Origin of the sequence: Variovorax flavidus (assembly GCF_030317145.1) — a bacterium.
GTDB classification, from domain to species: Bacteria; Pseudomonadota; Gammaproteobacteria; order Burkholderiales; family Burkholderiaceae_C; genus Variovorax; species Variovorax flavidus.
Genome location: NZ_JASZYE010000006.1, coordinates 94,085 through 110,913 on the forward strand (window position 1 = coordinate 94,085; position 16,829 = coordinate 110,913).

A 16,829-nucleotide genomic window follows, 5' to 3' on the forward strand; every position below is an offset into this window, starting at 1 on the left:
GCCGGTTCCCGGGGGCGATCGAGGAAATGATCCTTGCGGCCCGCTGCGGAATCGCCACCGGGTTGGAAACCGTCCGGGCGCCCCCACCATAATTCCTCATGCACCCGATCACAGACGCCCTCCCCGACTCTCTCTGCTACCTCGACGGAAGCTACGCCCCGCTGCGGGATGCCAAGGTCAGCGTGCTCGACCGGGGCTTCATTTTCGGCGATGGCGTCTACGAGGTCGTGCCCGTCTACGGCGGGAGCCTGTTCTGCTTCGACGAGCACATGGCGCGCCTCGATCGCTCGCTCGGCGAGCTGCAAATCAAGAACCCGCTCTCCCACGCCGAATGGCGCGCCGTCGCCATGCGGCTGATCGAGGCCGCACCGCCCGCCGTGCGCGCGGGCATGCAGGGCGTCTATATCCAGGTGACGCGCGGCGTGGCGCCCCGTGACCATGCGATGCCCAAGGGGCTCACCCCGACGGTGTTCGTCATGGTCAACCCGATGAAGCCTGTGCCCGACGCGGTACGCGCCAAGGGCGTCGCCTGCGTGAGCGCGCAGGATTTCCGCTGGCAGAAGGCGCACATCAAGAGCACCAGCCTGCTGGGCGCAGTGCTGGCGCGACAGATCAGCGTCGAAGCCGGCGCGGCCGAAACCATCATGTTCCGCGGCGACTGGCTCAGCGAGGCCTCGTCCAGCAACGTGTGGGTGGTGAAGGGCGGCGTGGTCAGCGGCCCGCCCAGGGATGAACTGGTATTGGCCGGCATCCGCTACGGCCTGATCGAGCGCATCTGCGCCGACGCCGGCATCCCATTCACGCTGCGGCGCATCGCGCACGGCGAGGTGTTCGACGCCGACGAGCTGCTGCTGTCGTCCGCCAGCAAGGAAGTGCTGCCCGTCGTGACGCTCGACGGACAGACGATCGGCACCGGCCGCCCCGGCCCCATCTACCAGGCGCTGCGTGCCGGCTATGAACTGGCGAAGGCGCGCAGCACGCAAGACAACGGAGTCACCGCATGAGCACCCCCACCCCGCCGGACGCGCCTCTCGACGCACGCAAGGAATCGCTGATCGAGTACCCCTCGAAATTCCCGATCAAGGTCATGGGCGCCAAGGTCGACGGCTTCGTGCACGCCGTGACGCTGGTCGCCGAGCAGTTCGACCCGACCTTCGACGCGTCGACCATCGAACTGCGCCCCAGCAAGGCCGGCAACTACCTGGGCGTGACGATCACCGTCACCGCCACCAGCCGCGAACAGCTCGACGACATCTACCGTGCCCTGTCCAGCCATCCGATGGTGAAGGTGGTGCTCTGATCGCTGCCCAGGCGCCCGAAGTCGCGCTGCTGGGCCGCGTCGACTATGCCGACGCCTACGCGGCAATGCGGCAGTGGACGCAAGAGCGAGACGCGGACACGGCCGACGCGCTCTGGATCTGCGAGCACGCACCGGTCTACACGCAGGGCCTCGCCGGCAAGGCCGACCATGTGTTGAACCCGGGCGATATTCCGGTCGTGCAGACCGACCGCGGCGGCCAGGTGACCTATCACGGGCCCGGCCAGGTGGTCGCCTACCCGCTGATCGACCTGCGGCGCGCCGGCTACTACGTCAAGGAATACGTCTACCGCATCGAGGAATCGGTGATCCGCACGCTGGCCCACTTCGGTGTCACCGGCCATCGCGTGGGCGGCGCGCCCGGCATCTACGTGCGGCTCGACGACCCCTTTTCCCATGCCGCGCTGACCGGCCCGGTGCATCCCGACGACACGTTCCGCGGCCTGGGCAAGATCGCCGCGCTGGGCATCAAGGTCAGCCGCCATTGCACCTACCACGGCGTCGCGCTCAACGTGGCAATGGACCTGGAACCCTTCACGCGCATCAACCCTTGCGGCTATGCGGGGCTGAAAACCGTCGATCTTTCTACAATCGGCGTTCAAACAACCTGGGACGAAGCCGCGCGGGTGCTGGGCAACAAGCTCGGCGCCTACCTCGCACCTTGAGCCCCGCCAAAGAGAAGCCATGAGCACACTCCAAGTTGTCCGCGACGCCCAGAGCCCCGAGGACTACAACCCCCTCGCCAAGCAGAAGGCCGCGGCCAAGCTCTCGCGCATCCCCGTGAAGGTGGTGCAGGGCGAAGTCCTCAAGAAGCCCGAATGGATCCGCGTCAAGGCCGGTTCGCCCACGACCCGCTTCTACGAGATCAAGCAGATCCTGCGCGAAAGCAACCTGCACACCGTCTGCGAGGAAGCTTCGTGCCCGAACATCGGCGAGTGCTTCGGAAACGGCACCGCCACTTTCATGATCATGGGCGACAAGTGCACGCGGCGCTGCCCGTTCTGCGACGTGGGCCACGGCCGCCCCGACCCGCTCGACAAGGACGAGCCGCTCAACCTCGCGAAGACCATCGCCAAGCTGCGCCTGAAGTACGTGGTGATCACCAGCGTGGACCGCGACGACCTGCGCGACGGCGGCAGCCAGCACTTCGTCGACTGCATCCGCAACATCCGCGAACTCTCGCCGCTGACGCAGATCGAGATCCTCGTGCCCGACTTCCGCGGCCGCGACGACCGCGCGCTCGAGATCCTCAAGGCCGCGCCGCCGGACGTGATGAACCACAACCTCGAGACCGCGCCGCGCCTCTACAAGGAAGCGCGCCCGGGCAGCGACTACCAGTTCAGCCTCAACCTGCTGAAGAAGTTCAAGGCGCTCCATCCCGACGTGCCGACCAAGAGCGGCATCATGGTCGGCCTCGGCGAGACCGACGAAGAGATCCTGCAGGTCATGCGCGACATGCGCGCGCATGACATCGAGATGCTGACCATCGGCCAGTACCTCTCGCCCAGCAACAGCCACCTGCCGGTGCGCCGCTACGTGCACCCCGACACCTTCCGGATGTTCGAGGAAGAGGCCTACAAGATGGGCTTCAGCCACGCAGCCGTGGGCGCGATGGTGCGCAGCAGCTACCACGCGGACCAGCAGGCGCATGCGGCCGCTTCGCATGCCGCCGTGACCGGCACCTGATTGCCGACTCACTGAAACGCAAAAAAGCCCGGGCTCGCAAAACGCGATCCCGGGCTTTTTCTTGAATGACATCCACGCATCGATCCGCACGATGCGCGGGTCAGGCGCTTACTTGGCGCCCTTGGCGATCACTTCCACGCGGCGATTCGGCGCATTGCACGCCACGCGCGCTTCCTTGGAGCCGGTGGCCTTGCAGGACACGACGGGTTCAGCGCTGCCGACACCCTCAATGGTGATGCGGTTCGCCGGAATGCCTTGTTCCGCCAGGATGCGGCTGACGGTGCGCGCACGTTGCTCGGAAAGCCTCAGGTTGCTTGCGGCGGAACCGATCGGATCGGCGTGGCCGCGCACTTCCACGGCGACCGAGTCCAGGACACCCGACTTGATCTCCGATGCAATGCGGGCCAGTTCGGCGCGCCCTTCGGGCTTCATCGCAGCGTAGTCCGACTTGCCGAATGCGAACAGCGCGTCCGAACTCAGCGTGAAGCTCTTCGGCTCGACCGGCGCCGGCGCCACCGGTTCGGCAGGACCATCCTCGCAGCGCTCGGCCGCGCTCGCGCGGCTGACCACGTGACGCTGCTCGCGCTTGCCCTGCAGCAGGCCCTCGGCTTCCGCCCGGTGGAACGGCTGGAGTTCGACCACGCCTTGCTCCGAGACGCCCGCGAAATAGGTCTTTCCGCTTTCGAGGGTCACACGGGTCTTCGGCTGCGGTTTGCCCGAGTAAAGGGGCGCATCACCGACGTAGGCCTCGACCGAATGGCTGCCGGGCGCCACGCACAGGCGGGTCCAGCCGTTGGACAGCAGGGAGGTATGGAATTCGCCGTCGACATAGACGTGCGCGCCCTGACCGCGCTTGCCGGGGACCGCGGCCGGCGCCGCGCCGCGGAAGAGGACCACCTGGGCCTGGTGAGAGGCCGCGGCCGGCACCGAATGGTAGACGGGGCCTTCGCGAAGCACTTTTTGCGATCCCGTCTGCGCGAACGCGGCCGGGGCGGTTGCCAGACACAGCAGCGACAGCACCGAAGCGAGGACCTGGCGGCCGGCATGCGGGCGCACGCCGGAATGAATGAATTTCGATTTCATGAGGAAACTCCGGATGCCTCCCCCAGGGAGGCATCTTTGTGAATTGAAGAATTGAAGTTCTGAAAAGAGGGGCGATCGTGTGGGCGCGGCCAGCCATCCGGCTGTCACGCCCACACGGGCCGCTTACAGGATCGCGACCTGGACCTTGTCTTCGACCAGCAGCTCCGCGGTGCCCGCCATGTTGGTGTAGACGTTGTAGGTCACACCTTCCACGGTGGTCGCGCCATGGTTGCTCCAGCCTTCGGCCTGGCCATCGAGAAGATCTACTTCGCCTTCGGCGCCGTTGATGACCATCTGTGTCTTGCCGTCTGCCAGCACCATGTCGGCCTGCCCGTTGGCCAGCACGTCGCCCGCCTTCAGCGCCAGCGTGTTGTGGCCCGCGCCGAGGTCGAACTTCTCGATGTGCTGCACCTTCGAGCCCAGTGCCGAGAGGTCGACATGCATGTCGTTGCCGTCCAGGACCAGGGTATCGATGCCGTCACCGCCATCCAGTCGCGCGAAGTCGGTCGCGGCGATCTTGAACTGATCATTGCCCGAGCCGCCATTCACCTGTTCACCCGCCTGGATGTCGAAGAACACGAGGCCTTCGAACTCGCCAGGGGCCGTCACGAGGTAGCCGCCATCCTCCGCAGCGTCCGCTTCGGGAAGCGTCACCGATGCCTGCGCGGCCGAGGCCGCCGCAGCGGATTGCGGGCTGACGAAGTGCAGCGTCTCCGTGACGGTCGCGACGTCGCCGTCCTTGTCCATCAGGTCGAAGGTCACTGGCACGTCGAAGTCGATCAACTTGTCGGAGCCGGTGATGAAGTACGTACCGTCCTTCTCGATCTTCAGCGTCACGCCCGGCTGGACCGCGATCGTGACGGAGTCATCGACGAAGTCGTAAGGCACGCCGTCGAACATCACCTTCGACAGCTGGAAGCCCTTGTCGGCGCCCAGTGCCGCGGTCTGGTACTTGCCATGCAAGTCCCACGACTGGAACAGGTTGCCCTCGACCACCGGCAGCGTCGATTCCAGCACCTTGGCCAGGTCCTCCGGGTTTTCGACGGGGAAGTACAGATCACCCGGGTCGTTCGGAGCCAGGACCTTCCTGATCTCCGTCTCGGCGGCCGCCCCGGTCACGGTCGCACCCAGGGCAACGCCGTACACATCCAGCGCGTCCTTGTTCTGGTTCACGAAGGTGCCCCAGGTTGAATTGCTGATCGTGTGATTGGCGAACGGAACGCCGTCGGTCACGAAGTACACCTTCTGGTCGTAGTCCGGATGCGCGGTCAGGGACTTCGAGATGAGACGCTGAGCCTCTTCCAGCGGCTCCTTGTACCAGGTCGCCGAGCCCTTGCCCGTGTCCTGCGCCGCGAGGAATGCCCGCGCATCCGCGATCGACGTGAAGCTCTGGGACATGAACCCGTTCGGCCAGGCCCCCGCCACCTGCGGCAGGCCATCGAACAAGACCAGGTTGATCTCGAACTTGGCGTCGTCCCTGTAGGACTGCTCGTACTTGGCGAGCAGGTTGTCCAGGGCCGACTTGGCCAGATCCCACCTTGACTGAGTGTTGCCCGGATCGACGGCGTTCATCGAATTCGAAGCATCGAACACGATCGTGAGGCCCACGCCACTCGCAGCCGCCGTCGACACGATTTCAAAGCTGCCAGGCGAAGCGGTCACCTCGTCGTCGACGATCTTGATCTCGGCGGTTTCCGACACGCTCTTGCCCTCAGCGTCGGTCGCTGTGATCTTGAAGTCGTTGTTCAAGGTGTTGCTGCCGACGGCATGGTTCTTCGCTCCGCCCAGCGTGTAGCTGTACGAATAGTTGCCATTGCCCTCGCTCGTGACGACGAGCGTGTCGCCGCCGATCTGTCGCGTGACGGGCTGGCCGCCCTTCAGTTCCGCCAGGGTGATGTCGGTGGCCTGTCCGCCCAGTTCGATCTTGACGCTGGTCACGGAATCGCCCAGGCTGAACTTGCCGCCCGCGCTGAGGTCGCTCGTGTCGGCGGTGCCGCCGGTCAGCCAGTCCTTGCCGGTGCCGCCGTCCAGAGCGGCCTCATGGACGACGGTGTCGGTCACGTTGAGCACGAGCGTGGATTCAACCGTGAAGGTTGCCACGTCGAGCGGCTCGCTGACGTTGCCGGCCTGATCCGTCTCGGTGATGGTCAGCGTGTGCTCGCCGCTGCCGAGTTGCTTGTCCTCGGGCACCGTGAAGGTCCACTTGCCGTCGCCGCCCACGATGGCCGTGCCCAGCTCCGTCTCGCCATCGGTGATGGTGATCGTGTTGCCCGGCTCGCCCTTGCCGTCCAGGCTGTCCGGCGCGATCGGGCCCGTGACGTCGCCGAAGTCGTCGACCAGGCTCAGGTCGTCTTCGTCCATTGCGCCAGGCGCCTTCGTGTCCACGGTGAATTCGAACGGTTCCGAACGCTCGCTCTCGTTGCCAACCGGATCGGTGGCAGTCACTTCGACGCTGTGCTCGCCGTCGGGCAGTTCTTCCGGAATCACCGACCATTTGCCTTGTTCGTTCACGACCGCGCTGCCGAGCGGCTTGTCGCCTTCGTACACGGTGATGAGGTCGCCCGGCGTACCTTCGCCCTTGAATTCGGGCTGCTTGTCGTTGGTGCTTTCGCCCGACTCGATCGGACCGATGATCGCCGGCTTGTCGTCTTCCACTTCCTTGAAGTCAGGCGCATCCGGAGCGGTCAGGTCCACCTCGAACGGGAACTTGTCCGAGCGTTCGCTTTCGTTGCCTGCGGGATCGGTGACGGTAATCTCGACCTCGTGCTTGCCTTCGGGCAATTCCTCGGTCGGCGTCACCGACCACTCGCCCTTCTCGTTCACGATCGCGCTGCCGAGCGGCTTGTCGCCTTCGTAGATGGTGATGAGGTCGCCCGGCGTACCCACGCCCTTGAATTCGGGCTGCTTGTCATCGGTGCTTTCGTTCGGCTCGATCGGTCCCTTGACCGTGCCGACGTTGTCTTCGACTTCCTTGAGGACCTGGCCGAGATCCGGCTTCGGAGGCGCCTCTGTATCCACCACGAACTCGAGCGGCTCGGACGGCGGGCTTTCGGGGCCGCCCGGTTTCTTTTCCGTGATCGTGATCTCGTGCCCGCCGTCGATCAGCTTCTCCTCGGGGGTGAAGCGCCACTCGCCCCCCGGGTCGACGACTGTCGAACCGACCACGTTGCCCTTGTCATAGATGGTGACGATGTTGCCCGGCGTGCCCACGCCGAAGAATTCGGGCTGGGGGTCGTCGGTCAGGCCGTTGGGGGCGATGGGACCCTGGGTCGGACCCTGGTCGTCGATCGCGCCGCCCAGACTGGGAAAGCCGGGCTTTGCCGGGGGCTCTTCCTTGTCCGCGACGGGAAGATGGAAACCACCGGAGCTGCGATCCTTGGTAGCCGCATACAGCCCGAGCCCAGCCAGGCCGCCGAACAGCATCAGCGGAAGGAAGCCGAAGCCGCCATCGTTGCCGCCGGCAACGAGATAGGGCGCACCAGCGCCATAGGACTCACCGCCCAGAGCCATCGGCAGTTGCTCGCCTTCGGCCAGGGTGAAGATTTCGCCGCCATCGGTCGGCACATACGAGTACAGCTGCCCGTCCTCGGCAACGCCGAAGAGACCGCCGACGTCCGACTCGGAAAAGTAACCCTCCAGGATCAGGCCTGGATTCGATTCGCCTTCAATCGCGATGTGCAGATCGTTGCCAACCCGGGTCGCCGTCACGTTCTCCGGCGCAAACCCATCGTCATCGCCCTTGAGCAGGTACTTGACCTTCGGTTGGACCTTGATCTTGGTCGGTGCCTGCCCGTGGGCGGCGACGTCTTGAACGACGTTCTTGCCATTACCGTTGTTGATGACCACCTTGGTCTTCTTGGAAGACATAAAACTCCTTGGAAAGAAACAGCTAAATGAAATTTCGAACGCGATGCCATCGACAGATTTCGGATCCAACCCAGCCCAGCCCCACCCGCCCAAGCCATAGGCCGCGGAGGGTGGAACATGGAGCGGGGGCCGTAGGCCATGGCGGAGGCCGTGAGGCGTGGGCGCGGGGCGTGATTGCTTGACGCCTCAGCAGCTGAAGACCCTTCAAACAATCAAAAAAGGGACTTCTGCGATCACACCCAACCGAACACAAAATTCTAGGAATGGGGTGTTTCAACGAACATAAGAAAAGTCGTATTTGTCAAGAGGACAACTACTACTTGCTCGTAACGTGACGTAATGCCGTGGAACCATGGCAAGGCCCGCCGTAGGCCGTGGAAAGGGGCGCGGAGCGCAACGGAATCGAGAGGGCAACTGGCGACGCCTCACCGATTGCAGAACCCCTCAGGGGCGGAAAGGGCTTCCGTGCGGGGCCCACTCGAGGGAGCCCAAAAATTCTAGGGACGAGACCAAGCCGGATAAATAGGACTAGTCGTATTTGTCAACCCGAACAAGGTGCGGGCAAGCGGGGGCACGGCATCACTTGCGCAGGCTGTCGATGGCCGCCCCCACCAGCCGGTTCGTGCCCGCGATGTCGTAGCGACCGGTGTGCGCACGGCCCAGGCGCACCACGACCAGTTGTTCCGAGGGCACGACCACCACGTACTGCCCCAGGTTGCCCAGCGCGTAGAAGGCGTCCGCCGGGACGTCGGGCATCGGCCGCCGCCCCGGGCCAGCGCCGCGATTGATCCACCAGCCCGCGCCATAGGATGTGCCCAGGGTCGGAGTGGTCGACCAGTCCACCCAGCCTTCCGGCAGCAGGCGCCGTCCTGTCGCCGTGACGCCATCGCGCCGGAACAATTCCCCGAAGCGCGCCCAGTCCCGGGCAGAGGCCAGCACGTAGTGCCCGCCGATCGGGGTCCCGGACACGTCCATCTCCATCGTGGCGTGGCGCATGCCGACGAGCCCGAACAGGCCCTCGTGCACAAATCGCTGCACCGCCTCGGCATTGCCGCCGACCGCATCGCGCACCTCGCGCGCCGCCAGTTGCGTGCTGGCGCTGCTGTAGAACCAGCGCTGGCCCGGCGGTGCCAGCACACGCGCCCGCCGAGCGAACGCAGCCATGTCCTCGCCATGCACATAGAGCATGCGGTTGGAAGGATCGAAGCCGCTGCCGACCTCGTCCAGGTCCAGGCCGCTCGTCATGCGCATGAGTTGCTCGAGCGTCACGCCGTCTCTCTCCTCGACCGCCCAGGCGGGCGTCGCGCCGACATCCAGCCGCCCTTGCTGCACGAGCACGCCGACGAGCGCATTGGTCACCGACTTGCTCATCGAGAAGCCCAGCAGGGGCGTGTCGGGTCCGTAGCCCGGCGCGTAGCGCTCGCCGATCACCCGACCCTTGTGCATGACCACCACGGCCTTGGTGTGGCGTGCGGCGCGCGGATCGTTTTCGACAAAGGCCTCGGCCAGCGCCGCCTGCAGGACCGGCGACCGGGCGGCGATCACGGCGCCCTCGGACAGCGCGGGCGCAGCGGCCGGAATCGACCCGGAAGCGAGCAAGCGCACATCCCGATCCTCGACCAGCATGCATCCGGTGGCGCCCGCATGGACCGCACGGCTCTCGAACACACCGGCGATGGTGGCCCGCACCTCGCCGCGCTCCCGATCGACGCTGTAGCGCAGCAGCGGCGCGACAAGACGGAAGCCCGGCCGGGGCGCCAGGCTCTCGATGAAAGTCTGCTGCGGGTCCAGGCCGCTGACGAAGGTCTCGGAGCAGATGTCGTGGGCCGCGACGCCGATGGCCACGCGCAACGCCAGGTCCGGCCGCAGCCAGACGCAGTACCAGAGGCCGACACAGACAAGGGCCGCGAGAAGCGGCCAGCGCAAACGTTTCATCTTGAGCAATCCAGTGGATCAGTGGGGATGGCCGCGGCTCTGGCTCAAGACCAGTTGCACGATCACGAGCACGATGGCGAGCAGCAGCGTGGTCTCGATGCCCGCCAGCGGCACACAGAGGCCGAGCCCGACGGCGGCGAGGCGGGCGAGGCGGCTGTCCCGGCGTGCGCTCTGCCAGCCGGCGCACACCATGCGCCAGCCGATCAGCGCCAGCGTGCCCGCGATGGCGGCATGGGTCAGATGGGCCAGCGCCGGCGAGGCGATCCACGCCAGCAACAGCAGGAACAGGGATGACAACACCGCCGCCGAGCGCGTGACGGCACCGGCCTCGATATGGGCCGACGTGCGGTTGAAGGAGCCCGAGCAGGCGAAGCCGCTGCTCACGGACGCGGACAGGTTCGAACAGGCCTGCGCCAGCAGTTCGCGCCGGCAGGCTCGGTGATCGGCGTCGGGCGCGACCGAGCGGAGGATGATGACCGACTGGAGGCTGCCCACGATCGCAATGCCCACGGCGCTCAGCACCAGTTGCTTGAGGATGTAGAGCTCGTCGGCGTCGAAGCGCGGCCAGTGGAAAACATCCCATTCCAGCTGCAGATGGCCCACCCGTTCGAGCCGTATCGCCTCCGCGCCGACGAAGAGATCGAGCACGCCGCCCGCGATGGCGCCGAAGAGCATGGCCGCCACCAGCGAGGGCATCCAGCGCGCGCGCAGACGCGCGAATAGCCCGCCGGCCACGAAGGACGTCAGCGTGACCAGCAAGGCCCACGGATTCGCATCGGACCAGCGCTGCAGGTACACCCAGGGCAGCGCCCAGGTCGGCAGGTCGGGTGCGGACAGGAGCCCCATCGCGGGCGCGATCTGGCTGCCCAGCATGAGCATGCCGATCCCCATGTTGAGACCGGTCGCGGCGTATCGCGGCAGCAGCGCCAGGAAGCGGCCGACGCCGCACCAGGCGCCCGCGAACTGCACCATGCCGATCATGGCGGTCAATGTGGCTGCGAACAGCAGGTACTCGACGCTCCCGGGCACGCCAAGCGGAAGCAGCGCGATGCCGAGCATCATCGCGACCGCCGTGTTCGGGCCCGACAGCAGCACGCCGGACGGCCCCAGCAGCGAGGCGACGATGACCGGAATGACCGAGGCGTAGATGCCCATTTCAGGCGGCAGCCCCGCTAGCACCGCGAAAGCGATGCCCTGCGGCAGCATGACCAGGGCCGACACCCAGGCGGCCCGCAAGTCGCCCGGCAAGGGCCGCCAGAACAAGCCGGCGCCCGGGCGCACGCCCAGGGCTTTGACGCAACTGTCGAGCACCCGAGGCCTACTGCGCGAGAAGCCCTGGCAACAGACCCTTGCGGGGGTCCGGCCAACGTTCCTGCAACCCCATCCACGCGGCCACATCCAGCGCATCCTGGTCACTCAGGTCCGCATTGCCCAGAGGCATGTTGGCCTTCAGGAAGCCGGCCAGCAGGTCGGCGCGGTGCATTCCCGCGCCCTTGTTGAAACTGTTGAAGCCCCACACCGGCGGAACGGCATAGGTGCCCTGGATCTCCTGATAGCCCATGCCCTCGCCCTGCCCCCCATGGCAGCTGGCGCAGCGCTGGGCATAGATCTGTTTTCCTCGGAGCGGGTTGGGATCGGAACCGGTGCGCGGAACAGTGGGGAAACCTCGACCCGGCTGCTCCACGCCGACGGGGCGATCGATCGCCAGCCATTGCATGTACGCGATCAGCGCGCGCATCTCATGGCTGTCCTGCGGCGGGGAGAAGCCGTTCATGCTGAAGCGGAAGCATTGCTGGATGCGCTCTTCGAGCGTGACGACGCGATCGACCTTCGAGAGATAGGCCGGGTACATGGCGAATGCGGCCCACATCGGCGCAGCGTGGGCTTTGCGCCCCGCATCCAGGTGGCAGCTCGCGCAGGTCAGGCTGTTGCCGGTATAGATGCGCGCCGCCTTGGGCGTCTGCGTGAACACCCTGTAGCCCTGGTAGACCAGTTCGCCGTGCTTGTCCGGCGGGAACTGCGCGCGCGCGCTCCGGTCCTCGGCCTCGGGTTCGGCGGGACGTCCGCAACTGGCGAGCGCCAGCGCGGCCGCGAGCCAAAGCACCAGGCGTTTCATGCGGGATACGAGGATCAGGGCTTGATGTAGGCGTAGCGCTCGGCACCCTGCAGCCGCGTCAGTTCGACCACGCCGGACGGAACGGTGGAGACGTTCGCAATGAGCGAGGACTCGGCGATGTTGTGCTTCTTCATCGACATGCCGCAAGCCACGAAGCGCACGCCCCTGGCCTGCAGGCCCGCGATGGCGCTGGCGAACTCGCCCTGGCGGTCGCGCTCACCGCCGACCAGCGAGAAGATCCCGCGTCCATTGGCCACCAGCGAGATGCTGGCATTGGGCGTGGCGGTCAACTGGTTGTTGATGTTGTTCATCGCATTGCGCAGCGATCCGACGTCGTCCACGTGGTAGGCCACGCGCAGACCTGCAGGCACGGCAGTGTCCGAGGCCGGTGCAGCCGGGTTGGCCTGTGCACTGGCCGCAGGCGTTGCAGCGATGAAGAAACAGGCAACGACACTCGAGAGAAGAAAAGCGCTTTTCGGGTTCATGGAAGTTCCAGGTTCAGGATGAAAAGGGTGACGATTCAGTGGCGCCGGTCCAGGAGCGGCTGATGCCAAGGGCGCAGAAGATGCCCGAGGTCGCGGAGGCGAACACCACCGCATTGCCGGTGCCGACGGCATCCGGCTCGGCAAAGCGCTGCAGGAAGTTCGCGAAAGGGTCGCAGCAGAAGACGTGGCCGACCTCGCCGATGTTCCGGCTGTGCAGCTTGTGCGGCGGCAGGCCGAGCAGTTCCATCACGCGCTGGAACGCCGACAGGTTGGCGTTCATCGGCAGCACGGCGTCCACGTCCTCGGCCTGCCATCCCGATTCGTCCATCACCTGCGCCATCATCTGGTGTGCAAGCAACGGATACCTGAGCACGTAGCGCTTGCCCAGTTCGGCGCTCTTGGCCGTGCCGCGGTAGTAGCGGCTGTCGATCGAGTAGACGATGCGCCCGATCCGGTTCAGCGGATTGTTGCGGCGGATGAGCAGCGCCAGTGCGCCATCGCTCTGGATCGCGTAGGCGCCGACATTCCTGAACGGCTCGCCGAAGACCTTGTCGGCGCCGACGATCAGCACGTTCTCCAGAGTCCGGTGCCGCCACATCAGGGTCCGGATCAGGCGGATCGCGCACACGATCGATGCGCAGTTCTGCTGGGAGATCGAATAGCCGATGGCGTTGCGCATGCCGAAGCGCTTCATGAGCACGGCGGGGATGCTCGCCGGCGCCGCCATCGTGCTCATCGTGCCGGCATGGCAGAAGATGACCAGGTCGATGTCGCCCGGCGCGAAGCCGCCAGCGTCCAGCAGCTTCTGGACGCCCGCGCAGCTCAAGCCTTCGACGTCGAGGTCCGGCGCCACGTGGTAGTTCGCCATGCCGAAGGCGACCATCGACGGCAGCAGCTGGCGTGCGGCCGGCCCTGCCTCGGCCGCCCATTCGTCGATGCGCTTCCTGATCGGCGGCAGATAGCTGGCGCCGGCCGCGATGCCGAACTGCGGAATCTCCGAAGGGTCGACAGGCTTCAGGCCGTTCGTGTCAGGACGCAGCATGCGAACTCTCCGTTGTTGCCAGTGCACCAGGCCAGGACCGGGCGATCGATGTCGAGTTGGCTTTCGAGCCCGGACAGGCGCACGAGCAGATCGGCGGATGCAATGTGCGCGGCGCGGAATCCGGCAGGCTTCTCGTGCCGCCGCGTGCCCAGTCCGGCCAGTGCATGGACCTTGCGCTCCAGGGTGGCGTCGGGGCACACCGGGACCACTGCCGCCAGCTCGTCGCCTCCAAGGCCCAGCGCATCCATGCAGCCCGCGATGCGGTCTGCGCAGAAGGCGGCAAAGGCATCCACCTCAGCCTCGGGCCAGCGTTGATGCGCCTGGACGTCGGTGGCGAAATGGTGAACGGCAATCTGATGCAATTGCCAACCGCCCCGTTTCTCGCGGCCGACGACCACTGCGGCCGCCACGTCGCGCCATCGCATCCGATGGGCCTGATGGGGCGCCGGGCCGAAGAGCAGTTTGTCGGTCGCGACCACGAGCACGTTCTGTGCTGCCTCCGGTCCGTGAATCAGCGCAGCGGCGAGGTCCAGCGCGATCGGCACACCGGTGTTGTGCGCCTGCGAGACCGAGAACGGGAAGGCACGGTGCAACCCCAGTTCGAACTGCAGGCGGCCCACGCTGGAGTCTGTCGGTTGTTCGTCCGGCGCTGCGTGGCAATAGGCGATGCCACCGATCGTCTCCCTGTCGATCGCGGCCAGCGCATGCGCCGAAACCTGCAGCGCCAGTTCCACCGCGCTGTGCTCGCCGGATCGCTTCCGCGCCAGCGGAATCACCGCGGCTGGATAGCGCATGGACGACTCGGACAACAGCCGGCGAACGACGCTGGGCACATCGAAGCCGTCAGCCAGGTTCGCGCGCCGGGTGATAAGGGCACGGCGCAAGCCCATGCATCGGTCGATGCGGCCTTCGTGCGAGACGATGGGAGAGAGGTAAGCCATGACGTGTGCAGTTCAGGCGTCGAGGGTCGGCAGGCGCGCACCGCTCAGCGGGGCCATCCGGCGCGGCATGTCGGACCGCACTTCGACGTCGGAGAGGGTGTAGTAGCCGGCAAAGCCGACCGCCCCGGCCAGCACGCGGCAGCCGGCGGAGGCGTCGACCGCCCCATCGGCGTTGAGCCAGCGGACCAATCCGATCCAGGGATCGGCGCCGAAGCAGTGCCCCCATTGCTCGTAGAAATTGGGCATCAGCGCCTCCTGGCCCACCACCCGCTGCGCCGTGGCATACAACGGCGGACGGCTGAACGGCATGAAGACCGGCACGGCGGCGCCGCGCTCGACGTTGCGCTTGCGCAGCGCGATCAGCAGTTCGCCGTAGGCGCTGTTGGCAAACGGCCCGCCGCATTCCGGCGGTTCCGCGCCTGCGGGCAGATCGAACAGGAGGCTGGTGAGGCCGAATCCGGAGCGGCCGACCACGGGATGCTCAAGCATCCAATCCAGTTGGTGCAAATCGACATCCACCAGCAGCAGCGCCACCCGGCGCACCGCGGTGTGCCGCATCAAGTGCCGCAGCGCGTAGCCCCAGCCGGCGCACTGGTAGGCGTTGAGGATGCCTCGCGGCCGGTGGCCCGAATACGTCTCGACGGCCGACACGAACCGTTCCACCGCGGGAGACGAACTCGTGAAGTTCGGGCCGAGGATGCTTGACGCGACCACCACCGTTTCCGGCACGAAGCCGGCCGTGGCGCAGGCGTCGTGGAGTTGCTCGCCGGCAAGCTGGCCGGCCAGCGCGGCACGCTCCAGCCAATCGCCCTGCTCGCCCGCGAAAGGTGGCTCGGCACGCCAGTGCCACACGCCGCAAAGCTGCGGCACGGCGGACCGATCCGACGCGGATGCAACGGGGCTCATGATGACTGCCCTTCGCACATGGGCGCCTCGCGAAGTTCCACCGAGGTCCAGGGCCCGACCTCCACGCTGCCGATCGCGTAGTAGCCGCTGAAGGCGAAGGAGCCGAGCACGACTCGCTCCGCCGCTGCCGGCGCCTGCACGCGCAGCCGTTCAAGGAGGCCGATCCACGGGTCCGCGCCGAAGCAGTGGCCATGGTCGGCATGCAGGTTGGGCGCCATGCGGTCACCAATGGAACGCCTGGCGATGCCGTCAAGACCTTCAGGCATGAACGGCAGGAAGGTGGTCGCGGGGCCGGTCGCCTTGCGGCGCGCACGCAGCGCGTGCAGCATGTCGGTAAAGCCATGGTTCGGAAGCGGCCCATCGCAGTCCGGCGGCACCATTCCCGGCGGAAGCTCCAGCGCGACGGTGGTGACGCCGTAGCCGATCCTTCCGAGGTTGACTTCGTATTCCCCGGAGAAGAGTTCGTGCAGGTCCGCATCCAGGATCGTGAGGGTCAGCCAGCGGCAATCCGTGTGTTGCGCCGCAAAGCGGATCGCATAACCCCAGCCCGCGCATTGGTAGGCCTGCAGCAGCCCCGCAGGCCGTTGCCCGCTGCGTGCTGTCACCGCATCGAAGAAGCTTTGCCGGGGCTCGTCCCATCCGGTCGCCACCTTGCTCAACATCGAGGTGCAGATCAGGTGCAGGCGAGCGCCGTCGTGCAAGGCTTCGGCCACGCGCGCGGCCTGGCTGCCGACTTCGTCCCGCAGCCAGGCGTGGCGATCCGCGAAAGAGGCCTCGGCGCCCAGCAAGGGCGCAGCGATGGGGGCGTGCACGATGGCACGCACCTTCGCCAGAGGGCGGCCAACCGCCGCAGAAGCGGGTTCGCTCATACCGCCGATGCCTCGCAGAGCGAGTGCATGCGCAACCCGTCCAGGCGCTGCATGAATGAACACTCCGCGACGAAACGTGAGAAGGCCGCCAGCCCGGACCCGGGCTCGGATGGCGCCAGCAGCGCAACCGACAGCGCGTTGCGTCCGCGCTCGATGCCATCGGCCCGGAGATCGTGATGGATCACTGCCACGTTGCGGCGCCCGGATGCGAGCACGATCGGCAATGCGTCCGCCGGCCAGTGCACCAGGACCACATCGGCCGACAGCAGGCCGGCCGGCAGTTGCACGTTGAAGTCCGGCCCGTAGGTGCGGATCAGCACGCAGCTCAAGTCCGGCACATGGGTTCGCAGATCCCGCACGATGTCCGCCAGCATCGTATTGCGCTCGCTCAGCGACATCAGCACGGGCGCCTCGCCGCGATGCTCGAACTCGGCAACGTGGGCGTATTCCTCGGCCCGGCCTATCGGCACGCATTGCAGTTCGGCCTCGTGGTAACTGCCGGCGAAAGGCGAACGCACGTAGACGCCGCCGGCGCACCAGCCGCTCAGCGGGCCCAGGCCGGCCAGATGGCTCGCCATCCC

15 protein-coding genes are annotated in these 16,829 nt (G+C 66.5%); 4 read left to right on the forward strand and 11 right to left on the reverse strand.

Annotation, left to right across the window (positions count from 1 at the left end):
• Positions 1 to 98: 98 nt before the first annotated feature.
• The 4 genes from QTH90_RS24100 to lipA are packed head-to-tail and all read left to right on the forward strand — an operon-like array spanning position 99 to position 3,004.
• Positions 99 to 1,004, forward strand: a complete 906-nt coding sequence (locus QTH90_RS24100) for a D-amino acid aminotransferase (protein WP_286667101.1) — start codon at positions 99 to 101, stop codon at positions 1,002 to 1,004.
• Positions 1,001 to 1,300, forward strand: coding sequence for a YbeD family protein (locus QTH90_RS24105; protein ID WP_286667102.1), 300 nt, complete (start codon positions 1,001 to 1,003; stop codon positions 1,298 to 1,300). Before QTH90_RS24100 ends, QTH90_RS24105 begins: the two co-directional genes overlap by 4 nt.
• Positions 1,300 to 1,983, forward strand: a complete 684-nt coding sequence (gene lipB, locus QTH90_RS24110) for a lipoyl(octanoyl) transferase LipB (protein WP_286667250.1) — start codon at positions 1,300 to 1,302, stop codon at positions 1,981 to 1,983. Before QTH90_RS24105 ends, lipB begins: the two co-directional genes overlap by 1 nt.
• 19 nt (positions 1,984 to 2,002) lie before the next feature.
• Positions 2,003 to 3,004, forward strand: a complete 1,002-nt coding sequence (gene lipA / locus QTH90_RS24115; RefSeq protein WP_286667103.1) for a lipoyl synthase — start codon at positions 2,003 to 2,005, stop codon at positions 3,002 to 3,004.
• 108 nt (positions 3,005 to 3,112) lie between these two features.
• Here lipA and QTH90_RS24120 read toward each other — a convergent pair whose 3' ends face one another.
• From QTH90_RS24120 to QTH90_RS24170, 11 genes are all read right to left on the reverse strand, one after another.
• Complete coding sequence (locus QTH90_RS24120; protein ID WP_286667104.1) at positions 3,113 to 4,087, reverse strand: OmpA family protein; 975 nt, start codon at positions 4,085 to 4,087, stop codon at positions 3,113 to 3,115.
• Positions 4,088 to 4,210: 123 nt separating this feature from the next.
• Entirely contained in the window at positions 4,211 to 7,954 is a 3,744-nt protein-coding gene (locus QTH90_RS24125; RefSeq protein ID WP_286667105.1) for an Ig-like domain-containing protein, read from the reverse strand.
• A gap of 579 nt (positions 7,955 to 8,533) precedes the next feature.
• The gene (locus QTH90_RS24130; RefSeq protein ID WP_286667106.1) at positions 8,534 to 9,889 is read right to left on the reverse strand and encodes a serine hydrolase domain-containing protein; all 1,356 of its coding nucleotides are present in this window, start codon (positions 9,887 to 9,889) and stop codon (positions 8,534 to 8,536) included.
• Between the two features lie 18 nt (positions 9,890 to 9,907).
• The gene (locus QTH90_RS24135) at positions 9,908 to 11,200 is read right to left on the reverse strand and encodes a SulP family inorganic anion transporter (protein WP_286667107.1); all 1,293 of its coding nucleotides are present in this window, start codon (positions 11,198 to 11,200) and stop codon (positions 9,908 to 9,910) included.
• Positions 11,201 to 11,207: 7 nt separating this feature from the next.
• Entirely contained in the window at positions 11,208 to 12,005 is a 798-nt protein-coding gene (locus QTH90_RS24140) for a c-type cytochrome (protein ID WP_286667108.1), read from the reverse strand.
• 14 nt (positions 12,006 to 12,019) lie between these two features.
• Positions 12,020 to 12,490 (reverse strand): DsrE family protein, encoded by a 471-nt coding sequence (locus tag QTH90_RS24145; protein ID WP_286667109.1) that lies wholly within the window; start codon positions 12,488 to 12,490, stop codon positions 12,020 to 12,022.
• A 13-nt stretch (positions 12,491 to 12,503) separates the two neighbouring features.
• Positions 12,504 to 13,532, reverse strand: a complete 1,029-nt coding sequence (locus QTH90_RS24150) for a 3-oxoacyl-[acyl-carrier-protein] synthase III C-terminal domain-containing protein (RefSeq protein ID WP_286667110.1) — start codon at positions 13,530 to 13,532, stop codon at positions 12,504 to 12,506.
• Positions 13,505 to 14,473, reverse strand: a complete 969-nt coding sequence (locus tag QTH90_RS24155) for a beta-ketoacyl-[acyl-carrier-protein] synthase family protein (RefSeq protein WP_286667111.1) — start codon at positions 14,471 to 14,473, stop codon at positions 13,505 to 13,507. Before QTH90_RS24155 ends, QTH90_RS24150 begins: the two co-directional genes overlap by 28 nt.
• Before the next feature lie 12 nt (positions 14,474 to 14,485).
• Entirely contained in the window at positions 14,486 to 15,379 is an 894-nt protein-coding gene (locus QTH90_RS24160; RefSeq protein WP_286667112.1) for a hypothetical protein, read from the reverse strand.
• A complete protein-coding gene (locus QTH90_RS24165; protein ID WP_286667113.1) occupies positions 15,376 to 16,248 on the reverse strand; it encodes a hypothetical protein in 873 nt (290 codons plus the stop codon). Before QTH90_RS24165 ends, QTH90_RS24160 begins: the two co-directional genes overlap by 4 nt.
• Positions 16,245 to 16,826 carry a hypothetical protein gene (locus QTH90_RS24170; protein WP_286667114.1) on the reverse strand — a complete coding sequence of 194 codons (582 nt, stop codon included), beginning with the start codon at positions 16,824 to 16,826 and terminating at the stop codon, positions 16,245 to 16,247. The genes QTH90_RS24165 and QTH90_RS24170 overlap by 4 nt, the downstream gene beginning before the upstream one ends.
• Positions 16,827 to 16,829 lie beyond the last annotated feature (3 nt).

What these genes read in the sequence shown, in the direction of transcription:
- QTH90_RS24120 (WP_286667104.1), bottom strand. Translation starts at nt 4,087, where the DNA reads ATGAAATCGAAATTCATTCATTCCGGCGTGCGCCCGCATGCCGGCCGC.
- QTH90_RS24130 (WP_286667106.1), bottom strand. Translation starts at nt 9,889, where the DNA reads ATGAAACGTTTGCGCTGGCCGCTTCTCGCGGCCCTTGTCTGTGTCGGC.
- QTH90_RS24155 (WP_286667111.1), bottom strand. Translation starts at nt 14,473, where the DNA reads ATGGCTTACCTCTCTCCCATCGTCTCGCACGAAGGCCGCATCGACCGA.
- QTH90_RS24140 (WP_286667108.1), bottom strand. Translation starts at nt 12,005, where the DNA reads ATGAAACGCCTGGTGCTTTGGCTCGCGGCCGCGCTGGCGCTCGCCAGT.
- lipA (WP_286667103.1), top strand. Translation starts at nt 2,003, where the DNA reads ATGAGCACACTCCAAGTTGTCCGCGACGCCCAGAGCCCCGAGGACTAC.
- QTH90_RS24165 (WP_286667113.1), bottom strand. Translation starts at nt 16,248, where the DNA reads ATGAGCGAACCCGCTTCTGCGGCGGTTGGCCGCCCTCTGGCGAAGGTG.
- QTH90_RS24170 (WP_286667114.1), bottom strand. Translation starts at nt 16,826, where the DNA reads ATGGCGAGCCATCTGGCCGGCCTGGGCCCGCTGAGCGGCTGGTGCGCC.
- QTH90_RS24160 (WP_286667112.1), bottom strand. Translation starts at nt 15,379, where the DNA reads ATGAGCCCCGTTGCATCCGCGTCGGATCGGTCCGCCGTGCCGCAGCTT.
- QTH90_RS24150 (WP_286667110.1), bottom strand. Translation starts at nt 13,532, where the DNA reads ATGCTGCGTCCTGACACGAACGGCCTGAAGCCTGTCGACCCTTCGGAG.
- QTH90_RS24105 (WP_286667102.1), top strand. Translation starts at nt 1,001, where the DNA reads ATGAGCACCCCCACCCCGCCGGACGCGCCTCTCGACGCACGCAAGGAA.
- QTH90_RS24145 (WP_286667109.1), bottom strand. Translation starts at nt 12,490, where the DNA reads ATGAACCCGAAAAGCGCTTTTCTTCTCTCGAGTGTCGTTGCCTGTTTC.
- QTH90_RS24100 (WP_286667101.1), top strand. Translation starts at nt 99, where the DNA reads ATGCACCCGATCACAGACGCCCTCCCCGACTCTCTCTGCTACCTCGAC.
- QTH90_RS24125 (WP_286667105.1), bottom strand. Translation starts at nt 7,954, where the DNA reads ATGTCTTCCAAGAAGACCAAGGTGGTCATCAACAACGGTAATGGCAAG.